Origin of the sequence: Megasphaera sp. MJR8396C (assembly GCF_001546855.1) — a bacterium.
Classification (GTDB): Bacteria; Bacillota; Negativicutes; order Veillonellales; family Megasphaeraceae; genus Megasphaera.
The window spans coordinates 16,092-30,868 of sequence record NZ_KQ958189.1; the positions used below are offsets into that span (position 1 = coordinate 16,092).

Here is a 14,777-nt window from a genome sequence, read left to right on the forward strand (position 1 = left end):
AATGAAAGTATTTATCATATTTTTATTCATTTAGAAGGGAAGTATCCTTATGTCTAAAGAAGAGTTAGAAAAGGAACACCAGCACGACGATCATGAACACCATCATGATCATGACCATAAACAGCATCATGAACATGACCATGAACATCATCATGACTATGAACATCATCACGATCATGACCATAAGCACCATCACGATCATGACCATGAACACCATCACGATCATGACCATGAACACCATCACGATCATGACCATGACCATCATCACGATCACGACCATCATCATGACAGTCTGGCCGATCATGTCCATCCCCATGACCACAACCACCCCCACGTCCACGGCGGCGTCAATGACTACATGAAGGCCGTTGCCGAATATCGCAAGACCTTCGCCTCCAAGCAGGATGTGTTGGAACAGACGCCGGACCCGGCTGTCCGTGAAATGCTGCTGCGCATGGAACAAATCGGCTGTGATACGACCTTCGACCGCTTTGACCAGCAAAAACCACAGTGTACCTTCGGCCTTGCCGGCGTCTGCTGTAAGAACTGCAACATGGGTCCCTGTAAGATTACGCCGAAAACACCTCGCGGCGTCTGCGGCGCCGATGCCGACCTCATCGTATCGCGCAACCTCCTGCGCAGTGCCGCCGCCGGCGTTGCCCAGCACGGGGCCCACGCCCGTGAAGTCCTGCTGACCTTGAAATTCATCTCCGAAGGGCGGCTGAACCTGCCCATCCTCGGCGTTGAAAAACTGCACCAGGTCTGCAAAGCCTTCGGCATTCCCGATGATACAGACGACGTCAAAGCTCTTGCCGGCAAATTGGCCGACGTCCTCTTGGCCGACCTCTCCCGCCCGCTGCCCGATGACTACGAAACGATTAAAGCCATGGCTCCGGCAGAACGGCAAAAAGTCTGGAACGACCTCGACATCATCCCCATCAGTGCCTACAACGAAGTCTTTGACGCCTACCATCGCACCGGCGTCGGTACCGATGGGGACTGGCAGAGCATCATGAAACAGTTCCTGCGCTGCGGTCTGGCCTTCTGCTTTACCGGCGTCGTCGCTGCCAACATCGCAACGGACGTCGTCTTCGGCATCGGCCATCGGGCTACGTCCAAAGTAAATATCGGGGCCTTGAAAAAGGGCTACGTCAACATCGCCGTCCACGGTCATCTTCCGACCTTGGTCAGTGAAATCGTCCGCGTCGGCCGCTCACAGGAATTCATCGACCTGGCCAAGGCTCACGGCGCCAAGGGCATTCAGTTCTACGGCGTCTGCTGTTCCTGCCTGGCCGCCATGTACCGCTATGAAGGGGTCATCCCCTTGTCCAACGCCGTCGGCGCCGAACTCGTCCTCGGTACGGGCGCCCTCGACTTATGGGTCGCTGACGTCCAGGACGTCTTCCCGTCCATTATGGACGTTGCCCGCTGCTTTAAGACGACCGTCGTCACGACCAGTGATTCTGCCCGTCTGCCCGGCGCCGAACACTACGCCTATGACCACCACCATTCCAACATTGAAGATACGGAAAAACTGGCTCGAAAAATCGTAACCCGGGCTATCGAAAGCTTTGAAGCCCGCCGCGACGTACCGGTCTTCATCCCGTCTTACGAAGTCACGGCCGACGTCGGCTTCAATGCTGAAAACATCGCCGAAGAATTCAACGGTTTCGGCCCTCTTGCCGACGCCCTGAAGAGCGGACAGATCAAAGGCATCGTCAATATCGTCGGCTGCAACAACCCCCGTGTCGTTTACGAACGGGCCGTCGTCGACGTAGCTGATGAACTCTTGAAAAACAACATTCTCCTGTTCACCAACGGCTGTGCTTCCTTCCCGCTCTTAAAGCTCGGTTTCTGCAGCAAAGAAGGCGCCGCTAAGGCCGGAGATTCCTTACAGAAATTCCTCGGCGGCAAACTGCCTCCCGTATGGCACATGGGCGAATGCGTCGACAACACCCGTGCCTCCGTCGTCTTAGGCGGCATCGCCCAGGCTGCCGGCCACGACATCAAAGACATGCCTTATGGCTTCGCCAGCCCGGAATGGTCCAACGAAAAGGGCCTCGACGCATCCCTTGCCTTCCGCCTCTTCGGCATCGACTCCTATCACTGCGTCGAACCGCCGGTCCAGGGCTCGACCAATGTTGAAAACTTCTTGAAACACGATACGAAAGAAACCCTCGGTTCAGTCATGACAGTCAACGTCGATCCCAAGGCCCTGGCCAAACAGATCGTCGCCGACATCGAAGAAAAGCGCCGCAAATTAGGTTGGGATTAAGTCTTTTCTATCGCTATTTAATGATTTATATATGTAAAACGCCCGCCAAGAAATTTTCTTGGCGGGCGTTTTTACGTATATACAGAGAGAGGATATTTCAATATCGTTTTATCGTCTTACATGTCCCGGCTGGCTACGATATCGACACCGAGGCCTAAGATATCTTTGACGATGACATCGCCAGTCTTGATCGGAGCTTTGACATGGACGCTGCGCAAAGCCAGGGCGCAGTCGAGGATTTTCCCCTTCGGAAGGGTCGTCTTGGATACGACCGGCAAGAGCGGCAGTTCACCGCCTTCGATGCTGACCGTCGACGTCAGCATGCGCTGGGGATCGGTCAATTCCTGGTGGGCATACGTTTCGCCGCGAGGACAGGTATTGCCGGTTACATTCGTAACTTTACCATCTTCTAAAGTAACCGTAAGCAAGCAGCCCATAGGGCAGTTGATGCAGTTTAATTGTTTCGTTTCTACGCTCATATTATGCTTCCTCCTTTACGGAAACAGTCCAATCCGCATGATGACCTTTGGCTTTGGCAGCCGGTACGTTGACAGCAATCATTTCACTCGGTTTGGCAACGGGGAGGACTTTCGTCAGCAGCGTATCGTCACCGCTTTTTACCGTAAGGCGAACTTTTTTCATCGGTTTGCGGACACGCATGAAGAGGCGAATCGTTTCTCCTTCGGCCGTAGCACGGACGTGCTGGGGAACGCAGGTTCTGACTTCGTCAACAGCTTCAATGGCGATATCAGCGACGTCTTCCGGCAGCTGTTCCTGAGCCTTGAGAGCCGCGTACTTGCCGGCGATTTCCGCTTCTTCCGATACGAAATCGACTAAGTCGTGGACGTGTACGACATTGCCGGCAGCAAAGATACCAGGGATGCTCGTTTCACGATGCTGGTCGACGATCGGGCCATTGGTCAAGGGATGCATGGCCATGCCCAAGCCGCGGGACAATTCATTTTCCGGAATGAGGCCGACGGACAAGAGCAGGGTATCGCAGTCGATATCGAATTCCGTGCCCGGAATCGGTTTCATATGGTCGTCGACTTTGGCCGCCGTAATGCCGCTGACCCGATCTTTCCCATGGATAGCCGTAATCGTGTGCGACAGATACAGGGGAATATCATAGTCATAGAGGCATTGAACCATGTTTCGCGTAAGACCGTTGGAGAAGGGGCAGATTTCGAGAACGGCCTGTACCTTGCAGCCTTCCAGAGTCATGCGGCGAGCCATGATCAAGCCGATATCACCACTGCCGAGGATGACGATTTTCTTGCCCGGCAAATAGCCTTCCATATTGACCATGCGCTGAGCCGCACCAGCAGTGAAAACGCCGGCCGGACGATAGCCCGGAATGCGGATGGCACCGCGCGTCCGTTCACGGCAGCCCATGGTAAGGATGATCGTCTTGCCTTTTACTTTCATCAGGCCGTGTTCCGGGCTGACGGCGGTAACGGTTTTATCCTGACCGATGTTTAAGACCATCGTATCGACGAGGATTTTGATTTCCGGTTTATCTTTGACCAAATCATAGCAGCGCTGGGCGTAGCCGGGACCGGTCAATTCTTCTTTAAAATGATGGAGACCAAAGCCGTTGTGGATGCACTGCTGAAGAATGCCGCCGGCTTCACGGTCACGTTCGAGGACGAGGATTTCTTTCGCGCCGTTCTGCCAGGCGCTGTATGCAGCAGACAGGCCTGCCGGGCCGCCGCCAACGATGATAATATCATAAAGTTGTTCACCCATTATGCCTTACCTCCGCTTTCTTTATTATAGAACATATAGGAATTACGCATTTCTTTCCGAACTTCCGTAACCGGGATGTTCAATTCACGGGCCAAAATCTGTGTGACACGAGGTCCGCAGAAACCGCCTTGGCAGCGGCCCATGCCGGCACGGGTACGGCGTTTGACACCGTCGACGGTGCGGGCACCGACGGGACGATGGATGGCATCGATGATTTCACCTTCGGTAATCGTTTCGCAGCGACAGATGACGCGGCCATAGCGAGGATCTTTGGCGATGAGGGCTTTCTGGTCCGCATCGAGCATCATGCGGAAGCAAGGCTGGGCCGGACGGCCTTTTTTATAATCGGTATTGGCCGAAGCACCCGTTTCCGATACGATGAGGTTTACCAGTTTTTTGGCGATGGCCGGTGCCGACGTGAGGCCCGGCGACTGGATGCCGGCAGCGTGGAGAAGGCCTTTCGTCTTTTCCGACGGACCGACGATAAAGTCACCTGTGCTGGAAACGGCGCGAACACCGGAGAATTCAGTAATCGTAGCTCCGACAGGGATATTGGGGACTAAGCGGCGAGCCTTGTCCAGGATTTCGTCCATCCCGGGAATGGTAACGGCCGTATCGTCCTTGTCGTCTTCCGGAAGGTCCTGGGCATTCGGACCGACGAAGACGTTACCGTGGGTCGTGGCACAGACCAGAATCCCCTTGCCCATCTTGGTCGGCGTCGGGAAAATCGGTGAGTAGACCAAATCTTTCTGAGCCGTCTTATCGAAGAGAATGTATTCGCCGCGGCGCGGTTTAATCGTAAAGCTGTCGTCACCAGCCAGGCGGCTGATGTCATCGGCATGGACGCCGGCAGCATTGATGACGTACTTCGTTTCAATCGTTCCTTTATCCGTTTCAACGGCCTTGACGGCACCGTTTTCTACGACGATGTCCGTAACCTTACAGTCACGGATGACTTCGGCACCGTTGATGACGGCATTTTCCGCAAAGGCCAGAGCCAGTCCAAAGGGCCAGCAGATGCCGGCAGTCGGTGCAAAAAGAGCTGCTTTGATATCTTTGCTGACATTCGGTTCTTCTTGGCGCATTTCATCGCCGCTGACGATTTTCAAACCGGGAACGCCATTGGCCTGTCCACGAGCGAGGAGTTCCTGAAGGACCTCTACCTGTTCGTCGTCGAGAGCTGCGACATATGACCCAGACCAACGAATTTCCAAATCCAATTCATCCTTTAATTCATGGTACATCGCATTGCCTTCTACGTTCATCAAAGCCTTCATGCTTCCCGTGGGAGCATCGAAACCTGCGTGAAGAATGGCACTATTGCCTTTTGTCGTACCGGCTGCTAATTCCGGTTCCTGTTCAACCAGAACAGCGCGAAGATTATACTTGGATAATTCGTGCAAAATGGCTGTGCCGGTAATACCGCCGCCGATTACGACGACATCTGCTTGTTTTGTCATATTCACAACCTCTTTCTCTGTAAATGCCATGGAGTACTATCTTTGATGCCCTTATTATATAAGTTTGTGAAAATAATTGCAAGTGTATTTTTACATTTTTTCATTTCAGGGCAATGCTAATTTATCATAGCCCCAAAATAAGCCATGACATATGCATTGTCCTAACTTGAAATTAATTTCATTTTATAAAGAAATTTTGTAAAGTTTAAAATTATAGGGACTCATACCGAGTCCCTATAACCGAAATACGCTTCATGAAATTAAAATACGTGCAGTGCCGCAGCGACGACGTAGGCGGCAAAGGCACCAACCATCGGAGCGATGACAGGAACCCAGGCGTACCCCCAATCGGAGCCGCCTTTACCGGCAATCGGCAAGATGGCGTGAGCCAGACGAGGCCCCAAATCACGGGCGGGATTCATAGCATACCCCGTAGGACCACCAAGGCTCATGCCCAAGGCCCAGATAAGGACGCCGACGATGTATGGCCCAAGGCCGGCAGGAATCTTACCGACAGCCGGCGAAAAGATCATCCAAATGACGAACATTAAGAAGAAGGAAGCGATAAATTCACAAAGGAAGTTGGCCGGATAGTTGCGGATAGCCGGGGCCGTGCAGAAAATGCCCAGTTTCGAAGCCTTGTCTTCCGTTTCAGCCCAATGGGGCAAATAAGCCAGCCAAACGATAGCGGCACCGAGGCAGCCACCCAGGATCTGAACGATCGAAGTCATGATAAACTGCGGTACCGAATAGATGCCGATCATGGTTTTCCCTAAAGTAACGGCAGGATTCAAGTCACCTTGCGGTGCCCCCAGCGTCGTCGCCGTAAAGACGCCGAGCATTACGGCAAAACCCCATGCCGTAGTAATACAAATCCAACCGCCGCCCTGGCCTTTCGATTTAGCCAAGGTATTGCAGGCACAGACCCCGCCCCCAAAGACGATGAGGACCATTGTTCCGATGAATTCACCAAGTAAGTTATCGTATATCATAGTTACACACCTCTTTATCAGTCTTCATCACTCAGCCAATGCATTGCGTGTTTAACCGCTTTGCGCCAGCCTTTATAATAGGCACCGGATTTTTCAGGATCCATGGTCGGTTCAAACCGGTTCTGAAGTTTCCAGCTCGATACCAAATCTTCTTTCGAATCCCAGACGCCGACAGCTAAACCGGCCAGGTATGCCGCACCGAGGGCCGTCGTTTCAATGACTTGAGGACGATCGACAGGAACGCCGAGGATATCGGCCTGGAACTGCATGAGCATATTGTTGGCAACGGCGCCGCCGTCGACCTTTAAGGCTGCCAGTTTGATGCCCGAGTCAGCTTCCATCGCGCCGAGAACGTCTTTCGTCTGATAAGCCATGGAATCAAGGGTAGCTCGGACGATGTGAGATTTTTTCGTGCCTCGAGTAATACCGATGATAAGGCCGCGGGCATCCATATCCCAGTAAGGAGCCCCGAGGCCGACGAAGGCCGGTACGACATAGACGCCGTCAGAGTCGGGAACTCGTTTTGCGACCCATTCCGAATCGGGCGCCGTATCGATGAGGCGCAAGCCGTCGCGGAGCCACTGGATAGCCGAGCCGGCGACGAAGATCGAACCTTCGAGGGCGTATTCTACTTTTCCGTCAAGGCCCCAGGCAATGGTCGTGACCAAACCGTTCTTAGACGGGATGGGCGTCGTCCCCGTATTCATCAGCATGAAGCAGCCTGTGCCGTAGGTATTCTTGGCCATGCCCGGTTCAAAACAGGTCTGACCGAAGAGCGCTGCCTGCTGGTCACCGGCGATACCGGCAATATTGACCATGCCGCCGAGAATAGACGGTTCCGTCCAACCATAGATGTCGCTCGACGGACGAACTTCCGGCAGCATCGATTTCGGAACGGTTAAATATTCAAGGAGCTGGTCGTCCCACTTTAATTCCTTGATATTGAACATAAGTGTGCGCGATGCGTTGGAGTAGTCCGTAATATGAACTTTGCCGCCGGTCAGCTTCCAAACGAGCCAGCAGTCGATGGTCCCAAAGAGGAGATCGCCATTTTCCGCCCTTTCTCTAGCCCCTTCTACGTTGTCAAGAATCCATTTTACCTTGGTGCCTGAGAAATAAGCATCGATGACCAATCCTGTCTTTTCACGAAATTCATCGACCAGGCCGCGAGCTTTCAAGTCTTCACAGATTTCTGCCGTCTGGCGAGACTGCCAAACGATGGCATTGTACACCGGATCGCCCGTTCTTTTATCCCAGACGACGGCCGTTTCACGCTGGTTGGTAATGCCGATAGCTGAAATTTCATTAGCTGTCAGATTCGACTGGGCCAAGGCTTCCCGCATGACTTCCAGCATGGTGTGGTAAATTTCGTTGGCATCGTGTTCTACCCAACCCGGTTTTGGAAAATACTGGGTGAATTCTTTTTGGCTGACACTGACGATATGTGATTCATTGTCAAAGATAATCGCGCGATTGCTCGTCGTGCCGGCGTCAAGAGCCATTACATACTGCTTTTCCTGCATAATACATTTCTCCTTCCATACATAACATCTAGCAATTCTTTCGCTTATTGCATATAATGCTTTACATGTTTTCATTATACATCTCTCGCAATTATTTTCAATTACATTTTCACATATTTTCAATTCTTGTATAACCTTCGTAAAGTCATGTTTTTTATGCAAGATGCAATGTATATACAGTCAGTATCTTTTTTATTATATCGTTCCACCTTGCAAAGGGACCGCTAAAAATGCGATAATAAAGGGGAAGTTATTGTACGAATTTCCTTTCGACAGCCGTGTTTTGAGAAGCACCATATTGAGGATGAATGCCTATGCAACATGATAAGAATAAACTGGCAATCAGTGCCGCAAAATTATACTATCAGTCCAATTTCAGCCAGGCAGAAATCGCCAAGGAGATGAAATTATCCCGCCCTTCGGTTTCGCGACTCTTGCAGCATGCTAAGGACAAGGGTTTTGTACGCATCGAAATCTTCGACCCCATCGAGGACCAGAGCCAACTGGCCCAAAAAGTAGCTGCCGCCTACGGACTGCGCGACGTCTGCATCGCCAACGCGCCCATTGAAGATGAAGAGGAAATAAAGAAATACATCGGACAGCGCGGCGCCGCTTACGTCAACGACATCATTCAAGGCGGCGACATCATCGGCGTCGGCTGGGGAACGACGCTGAAGAATCTGTCCCATCAACTCCTCCCCCACCCGTTAAAAGGTGCCCAAATTGTCCAGCTCGAAGGGGGCATCACCTTATCGACGAGCGAAACTTATGCCAATGAAATTTTGGAAAAGTTCGCCAGCAATTACAGTACCATTGCTCAATACCTGCCCCTTCCGGTCTTATTCGACTCTAAGGAAGTCAAGGAAATGGTCTACCGCGACCGCCATATCAAACGCGTCCTTGAACTCGGCCGCAATGCCAATATCGCCATCTTCAGTGTCGGTACCGTCCGCGACAACGCCCTTTTCTTCCGCCTGGGCTATGCCGATTCACAGGAAAAGAACTATTTAAAAACTCATGCTGTCGGCGACATTTGTTCCCGATTCTTCGACAAAGATGGCAATATTTCCAGTCAGGAACTGAATGACCGCACCGTTGGAATCGACCTGGCCGACCTTCGGAACAAAGAATACAGCATCTTACTTTCCGGCGGTGACGGAAAAGTAGACAGTATCCGAGCTGCCTTAAAAGGCGGCTATGCCAACGTCCTCATTACCGACCAGTTCACGGCCAAAAAATTATTATCCGAATAGCAAAACGCCCTGCCACACTGCGGCAGGGCGTTATTTTTTTACAATCGTTTAGATAGAGGCCTATTCCCAAGCGCTGTCAGGAAGGGCCGTAATATCATCCCAGGCATTATTAATGGCCTCGGCCATCAATTCTTTTCCCGGTGGATCCAGATGAAGTCCGTCGAGAGCAAGCTCGGTTTTGAGTTCACCGTCATCATCGGCCATGCCGGGTACGATATCGATGTGAACCTGGGTATCGATATAATCGTTGACTTCGGCAATGGAGAGCCGCCAATCGTCGGTCGTATCCTGGTCGAAGGCGGCCTTGATGTTGCGCGGATTCAGCGGCGGAATCGTCAGAAATACTGGTTTTATGCCGTTCTCCAGAGCCTGTTTCTTAATCGACTGGAGATCGCCAATGACTTCCCATGACGGGACGCCGGCCCTCAGGCTGTTCGAGCCGACAAGGACGATGACGTACGACGGCTTAAAGGGCAGGACATCCTTTTCAAAGCGCTCGGCAGCCATTGTGCTCGTATCACCGCTTTGAGACAGATTGATCGTCGGAAAGTGCAGATACGAAGCATAGCTGAACTCCCAATCGGTGGGCGAATAGGAAACACTGCCGCCGCCGTGACTGATACTGTCGCCAAAAATGGCCACTTCCCCGGCTTCGGTCTTAGGACTCAGCTCGAAGGGCACGGCATCGGAATAGCCGCCAATGGGCTTTCCATCTTCATCCAAGGCCCGAACACGCCAGTAAAAGGGCTTGTCACCCCAGCGAGCCTTTTGGTCATACTGCTGGGAGTATTCCGGATGATAGACGTCAATACGGTGGATCGACGGCCTCGTCCCGTTAGGATTTTCCGGAGCCCCATCAAGAACTTCTACTTCGTACGACTTGGCACCGGGAACGGCAATCCAGTCATACACCGGATAGAGCAGCCATTGACCGGGACCTTGGTTGTAAAAAGACAAGGGAGTCGGCTTCTCCCTCACGGATTTAAAAATATTCACGTAGGTTTCTTCAATATCAGAAAATTCACTGACCGGCCGGCCTTTGAGGTCCAGACCGCGCACGCGCCAGTAAAAGACGGAACCAAAGAACGTATCGGGTAATTTTAATTCCAACCCCGTCGCATAAGCCCGCTGATCCTCCATGAAAGGTTCATAGGCCGTCGCTCCTGCATCGGCGTCGCCGTCTTTTTTCAAAATCTGTACATCGTACATAACGGCGCCATCAACGCGGCTCCAGCGAAGGATTGGATGACCGGCAGCCGGATTCGACTGCGGATAATGCGATGTCACCGTGGGCTTTCCCTGAAGGACTGGCATCTCTTCATTATCGGGCATGGCCCGCTGCCGAGCTTGTTCTAAAACCATATCGACACCAGGAGAATGCGTCGATTGACGAGCTCCGGCAAAGATACCAACGCTTAGGGTCAGTACCATGAGCGCCACGACACAAGCGATCTGCCTATGCATCTTTATCCTTCTTTACTTGGTTTTCTTTAGTGGCCTTATACCCGTACTTCTGTGTCCATTCTTTGTCTTTCTGCTGGATATCGCCCTTGCTCAGCATGGCCGACTTGCTGTCGACGGCCCGCTGCAGGTTGCTGGCAATGCGCGTCACGCTGTCGCCGGCAGTTCCGGTCATGATGTACTGGCCGTTTAAATAGAGTTCATCGCCCTGAGTGCTGATATTCCAGGACGGGTCTTTTTTATTGATCGTTTCCGTCAATACCTTATTGTCTTTTGGCGCTTCGCCATAGACATCGTGGAAGGACCGCGCCAAATTCCCGGCAACCAGGAAGGCCCTGCGCCGCGAAGAATACGAGCCCATGGCCGCCGGCGTCACGACGGGCTGAGCGTTGACATAGACCGTATTGCCGCCGACTTGGACGTGGTTCCCCGACCACTGGCTCATGCGGCCGGCCAATTTTTGAATACGGCTCGACATCTGGGGATGGTTATTGGGGCTGATGACCCGTTTAAACCCTTCCTGCCACAAATCGCCGTACTGCTCGTAGACATACTGCATGGACGAGGCTGCGCCACCGACATTATACTCCGTATTCTTGAGAATATTGAAACCCGTTTCATCGGCCTGTTTTTCCTGGTCCATGGTAACGACTTCATTATCGATATAGTTAACAGCCACACTGCCGAGCAGGATATCGAGGACATTGGCATTGCCGCCGAGGGCTACGTCGACCAAGGTCGCGATGCCGATACTCTTCAGAACGCCGTTGACGGCATGACGCTTTTCCCCGTGCTGCATTTCATGGCTAAGGGTAAAGGCCAGTTCATCATCATTTAAGGCATCAACCATGCCGCGGTTGATGGAAATGACGCCGCCTACGGTTTCAAAAGCATTGAGCTCTTTCGAAGGATTGACGTATACGTCATAATTTCGTTTTACGAGGCCCGTAGCCACGAGGTTGCGCTGAATCGTTTCTACCCGTCGGCTGTAGGCTTCATTATCAAGGACGCCGGTCTTCGCCTGGGTACTGGCCAACATCTGTTTCTGATTCTGATCATCCATTTTCATCAACTGCTGACGGGCCAGGGCCATCGAAGCCGCGCCGTAAAGCAGGATTTGGGCTGCCGAAGCTGCAGAAACAGCGGCTACCGGCGCTACACAGAGGGTAAAGCCGGCCACCATCGTCGTCAGCCATTTTTTCCATCGATTCATGGTAAGTCATCTCCCTTTGGACAAACCGAAAGCTGATTGCGGCAGAGCTGCTCTTTTTTGTCTTTCGACCACTGCTTGATTTCCCACTCCCAATGCATGGCTTCGTGTTTTGTAGGAAAACCCTGGCACCAGGCCAGGGTCACAGGTCGACGGGAACGGGTATACTTAGCCCCTCTGCCATCATTGTGCGCTGCCACCCGTTTAGACACATCGAGGGTCCATCCAGTGTATAACGACTGGTCGGCACAGCGCACCATATACGTATAATAAGTCATGAAGCCTTACGCTTCAGCAGTAATTTCAACGGTATTCAAAACGACATCTTCAAGCGGTTTGTCGGCGAAGTCCGTCTGGACACCGCTGATTTTTTCGACGACGTCGTAGTTCTTGACGACCTTGCCGAAGATCGAATGATGGTTCTGAAGCCACGGCGTCGGTACGACGGTGACAAAGAACTGAGAGCTGCCCGTATTGGGGCCGGCATTGGCCATAGCCAAGATACCGGGCTGGCTGAAATCAAGGCCCTGGCCGAATTCGTCGGGAATGGTCTGTTCCGAGCCGCCGCGGCCGGTACCAGTCGGGTCACCGCCCTGGATCATGAAGTCGGCAATGATGCGGTGGAAAATGGTACCGTCATAGAATTTATCCTTAGCTAATTTGACAAAATTTTCGACCGTAATCGGTGCTTTTTCGGCAAAGAGTTCTACCGTGAAATCGCCATGATTCGTTTTGAACACAGCATACGTTTTATTATCTGACATTGTGAATTCCTCCTATTTACATATCTGTCGAATCTATTATAATATAGATTATATACATCTATATTACCGTAGAAAACCTCATTTCGCAAGCATCGTTTTCGTTTCCCAAAGGAAAGATAAATTTTCATTTTGTTGTAAATGCAACGGAAATAGAACACGTCCCCTGCTATACTCTATGTGTACTCGATAAGAGCTGAAAATACAGATTATCCAGTTATTCATTCATTTTTTATTGTGATAAAAATAGAGGAGGTTTTTTCAATGACAAAAGAACAACAGATGTTTTGCTTCCAGTGTGAACAGACCGCTTTCGGTACAGGCTGTACGGGCGGAGCCGGTGTCTGTGGAAAATCGTCGGCAGAAGCCGGTCTCCAGGACAAATTGACAGGAGCCCTGATTGGCTTGGCACGCACCTGTCAGACCGCCGTTCCGACGGCTCAGACCTACCGGGTCATTCTCGAAGGCTTGTTCACGACGGTTACCAACGTCAACTTCAACACCGAAACGACACAGGTCATGATCGACAAAGTTCATGCTGAATCGGCATCCCTTTCTTCCTCGCCGGCTGCCGACTACGACATGAGCGGCCTGTGGAATGCTAACGAAGACATCCGTTCCCTGAAATCGCTCATCCTCTTTGGTATGCGCGGCATGGCAGCTTATGCCTATCACGCACTCATGCTCGGCAAGAGCAGCGACGAACTGGGCGCCTTCTTCATCAAAGGCCTGTCGGCATTGAGCGAAGACTGGGGCATGGACGAACTGCTGCCCATCGTCATGGAAACGGGTAAAGTCAACCTGACCTGCATGGCCCTCCTCGACGAAGCCAACACCTCGACCTACGGCACACCGGTCCCGACAACGGTTCCCCTGACCATCGAAAAAGGCCCGTTCATCGTCGTTACCGGCCACGACCTGAAAGACATGGAACGCCTCCTGCAGCAGACTGAAGGTAAGGGCATCAACATCTACACCCACGGCGAAATGCTCCCGTCCCATGCCTATCCGGAACTCAAAAAATACAAACACCTCAAAGGCAACTTCGGCACGGCTTGGCAGAACCAGCAGAAAGAATTCGACGGCGTTCCCGGCGCCTTCCTGTTCACGACGAACTGCCTCATGCCGCCTAAGAAATCTTATATCGACCGCGTCTTCACGACGGAAGTCGTCTCCTTTGACGGCGTAACCCATATCGGCGAAGACAAAGATTTCACGCCGGTCATCGAAAAAGCCTTGGAACTCGGCGGCTATAAAGAAGAACAGCACTTCACCGGCATCAACGGCGGTACGACGGTTACGACGGGCTTCGGCCACGGTACGGTTCTCTCCGTTGCCGACAAAGTCATCGACGCTGTCAAAGCCGGCGCCATCAAACACTTCTTCCTCGTCGGCGGCTGCGACGGCGCTCGTCCGGGCCGTAACTACTATACCGACTTCGTTCAGCAGACCCCGGCCGATACGGTCATCCTGACCCTGGCCTGCGGTAAATACCGCTTCAACGACCTCGACCTCGGCACCATCGGCGGCTTGCCGCGCATCATGGACATGGGCCAGTGCAACGACGCATACAGTGCTATCCAGGTTGCCATCGCCTTGGCCAAAGCCTTCGACTGCGGCGTCAACGACCTGCCCTTGACCTTGGTCCTCTCGTGGTACGAACAGAAGGCCGTCTGCATCCTCTTGACCCTCCTCTACTTAGGCCTGAAGAACATTTATCTTGGCCCGACACTCCCGGCCTTCCTCTCGCCGAACGTCCTCAACTACTTAGTTGAAAACTTCAACATCTCCCCGACATCGACGCCGGAAGCTGACCTGAAAAAAATCTTAGGTTAATAGATATACGAAAGGCTCTGTCCCATGCGGACAGAGCCTTTTTTGCTTGCTGGCAATCGAAAAAATACGTATGTCGTCCCGCCTAAGCGCCGTAGGGCCACGTATCATGCAAGATATGATATAATAGGGAAAATCATTGCAGGAGATGAAGTTGTCGACGACTCCCTCTTATAGAAGAGGGAGCTTGTAAGTCAGAAAAACATAGGTAGTCACGACATCTTAGCGAGGCCTCCCTAATTCTGCCTACATCATCGGGC

The 14,777-nt window shown here is 52.2% G+C and carries 12 protein-coding genes; 3 read left to right on the forward strand and 9 right to left on the reverse strand.

The window, feature by feature from the left end:
- The first annotated feature begins 49 nt into the window (after positions 1 to 49).
- Positions 50 to 2,275, forward strand: coding sequence for an anaerobic carbon-monoxide dehydrogenase catalytic subunit (cooS, locus tag HMPREF3201_RS06645; RefSeq protein ID WP_082709407.1), 2,226 nt, complete (start codon positions 50 to 52; stop codon positions 2,273 to 2,275).
- Positions 2,276 to 2,391: 116 nt separating this feature from the next.
- On the opposite strand, the gene HMPREF3201_RS06650 is transcribed toward cooS, so the two are convergent.
- The 5 genes from HMPREF3201_RS06650 to glpK all read right to left on the reverse strand — a co-directional run bounded on the left by HMPREF3201_RS06650 (position 2,392) and on the right by glpK (position 7,999).
- Positions 2,392 to 2,754: a DUF1667 domain-containing protein gene (locus tag HMPREF3201_RS06650; protein WP_062412314.1), complete on the reverse strand. Its 363-nt coding sequence runs from the start codon at positions 2,752 to 2,754 to the stop codon at positions 2,392 to 2,394.
- 1 nt (position 2,755) lies between these two features.
- Positions 2,756 to 4,024 (reverse strand): NAD(P)/FAD-dependent oxidoreductase, encoded by a 1,269-nt coding sequence (locus tag HMPREF3201_RS06655; protein ID WP_062412315.1) that lies wholly within the window; start codon positions 4,022 to 4,024, stop codon positions 2,756 to 2,758.
- Positions 4,024 to 5,484, reverse strand: a complete 1,461-nt coding sequence (locus tag HMPREF3201_RS06660) for an NAD(P)/FAD-dependent oxidoreductase (protein WP_062412316.1) — start codon at positions 5,482 to 5,484, stop codon at positions 4,024 to 4,026. The genes HMPREF3201_RS06655 and HMPREF3201_RS06660 overlap by 1 nt, the downstream gene beginning before the upstream one ends.
- A gap of 260 nt (positions 5,485 to 5,744) precedes the next feature.
- The gene (locus HMPREF3201_RS06665; protein ID WP_072272034.1) at positions 5,745 to 6,476 is read right to left on the reverse strand and encodes an MIP/aquaporin family protein; all 732 of its coding nucleotides are present in this window, start codon (positions 6,474 to 6,476) and stop codon (positions 5,745 to 5,747) included.
- Between the two features lie 17 nt (positions 6,477 to 6,493).
- Complete coding sequence (glpK, locus tag HMPREF3201_RS06670; protein ID WP_062412317.1) at positions 6,494 to 7,999, reverse strand: glycerol kinase GlpK; 1,506 nt, start codon at positions 7,997 to 7,999, stop codon at positions 6,494 to 6,496.
- A 314-nt stretch (positions 8,000 to 8,313) separates the two neighbouring features.
- Between glpK and HMPREF3201_RS06675 the strand changes: the two genes are divergently transcribed.
- Positions 8,314 to 9,252 (forward strand): sugar-binding transcriptional regulator, encoded by a 939-nt coding sequence (locus HMPREF3201_RS06675; RefSeq protein WP_062412318.1) that lies wholly within the window; start codon positions 8,314 to 8,316, stop codon positions 9,250 to 9,252.
- Positions 9,253 to 9,312: 60 nt separating this feature from the next.
- Here HMPREF3201_RS06675 and HMPREF3201_RS06680 read toward each other — a convergent pair whose 3' ends face one another.
- The 4 genes from HMPREF3201_RS06680 to HMPREF3201_RS06690 are packed head-to-tail and all read right to left on the reverse strand — an operon-like array spanning position 9,313 to position 12,687.
- Positions 9,313 to 10,716, reverse strand: a complete 1,404-nt coding sequence (locus HMPREF3201_RS06680; protein ID WP_062412319.1) for an SGNH/GDSL hydrolase family protein — start codon at positions 10,714 to 10,716, stop codon at positions 9,313 to 9,315.
- A complete protein-coding gene (locus tag HMPREF3201_RS06685) occupies positions 10,709 to 11,926 on the reverse strand; it encodes a M48 family metallopeptidase (RefSeq protein WP_062412320.1) in 1,218 nt (405 codons plus the stop codon). The genes HMPREF3201_RS06680 and HMPREF3201_RS06685 overlap by 8 nt, the downstream gene beginning before the upstream one ends.
- Positions 11,923 to 12,201, reverse strand: a complete 279-nt coding sequence (locus HMPREF3201_RS11420) for a GIY-YIG nuclease family protein (protein ID WP_072272035.1) — start codon at positions 12,199 to 12,201, stop codon at positions 11,923 to 11,925. The genes HMPREF3201_RS06685 and HMPREF3201_RS11420 overlap by 4 nt, the downstream gene beginning before the upstream one ends.
- 6 nt (positions 12,202 to 12,207) lie before the next feature.
- Positions 12,208 to 12,687 (reverse strand): peptidylprolyl isomerase, encoded by a 480-nt coding sequence (locus HMPREF3201_RS06690; protein ID WP_062412321.1) that lies wholly within the window; start codon positions 12,685 to 12,687, stop codon positions 12,208 to 12,210.
- A gap of 261 nt (positions 12,688 to 12,948) precedes the next feature.
- Between HMPREF3201_RS06690 and hcp the strand changes: the two genes are divergently transcribed.
- Positions 12,949 to 14,520 carry a hydroxylamine reductase gene (hcp, locus tag HMPREF3201_RS06695; RefSeq protein ID WP_062412322.1) on the forward strand — a complete coding sequence of 524 codons (1,572 nt, stop codon included), beginning with the start codon at positions 12,949 to 12,951 and terminating at the stop codon, positions 14,518 to 14,520.
- Positions 14,521 to 14,777: the final 257 nt, after the last annotated feature.

Coding starts and splice junctions, on each gene's coding strand:
- cooS (WP_082709407.1), top strand. CDS start 50: ATGTCTAAAGAAGAGTTAGAAAAGGAACACCAGCACGACGATCATGAA.
- HMPREF3201_RS06650 (WP_062412314.1), bottom strand. CDS start 2,754: ATGAGCGTAGAAACGAAACAATTAAACTGCATCAACTGCCCTATGGGC.
- HMPREF3201_RS06655 (WP_062412315.1), bottom strand. CDS start 4,024: ATGGGTGAACAACTTTATGATATTATCATCGTTGGCGGCGGCCCGGCA.
- HMPREF3201_RS06660 (WP_062412316.1), bottom strand. CDS start 5,484: ATGACAAAACAAGCAGATGTCGTCGTAATCGGCGGCGGTATTACCGGC.
- HMPREF3201_RS06665 (WP_072272034.1), bottom strand. CDS start 6,476: ATGATATACGATAACTTACTTGGTGAATTCATCGGAACAATGGTCCTC.
- glpK (WP_062412317.1), bottom strand. CDS start 7,999: ATGCAGGAAAAGCAGTATGTAATGGCTCTTGACGCCGGCACGACGAGC.
- HMPREF3201_RS06675 (WP_062412318.1), top strand. CDS start 8,314: ATGCAACATGATAAGAATAAACTGGCAATCAGTGCCGCAAAATTATAC.
- HMPREF3201_RS06680 (WP_062412319.1), bottom strand. CDS start 10,716: ATGCATAGGCAGATCGCTTGTGTCGTGGCGCTCATGGTACTGACCCTA.
- HMPREF3201_RS06685 (WP_062412320.1), bottom strand. CDS start 11,926: ATGAATCGATGGAAAAAATGGCTGACGACGATGGTGGCCGGCTTTACC.
- HMPREF3201_RS11420 (WP_072272035.1), bottom strand. CDS start 12,201: ATGACTTATTATACGTATATGGTGCGCTGTGCCGACCAGTCGTTATAC.
- HMPREF3201_RS06690 (WP_062412321.1), bottom strand. CDS start 12,687: ATGTCAGATAATAAAACGTATGCTGTGTTCAAAACGAATCATGGCGAT.
- hcp (WP_062412322.1), top strand. CDS start 12,949: ATGACAAAAGAACAACAGATGTTTTGCTTCCAGTGTGAACAGACCGCT.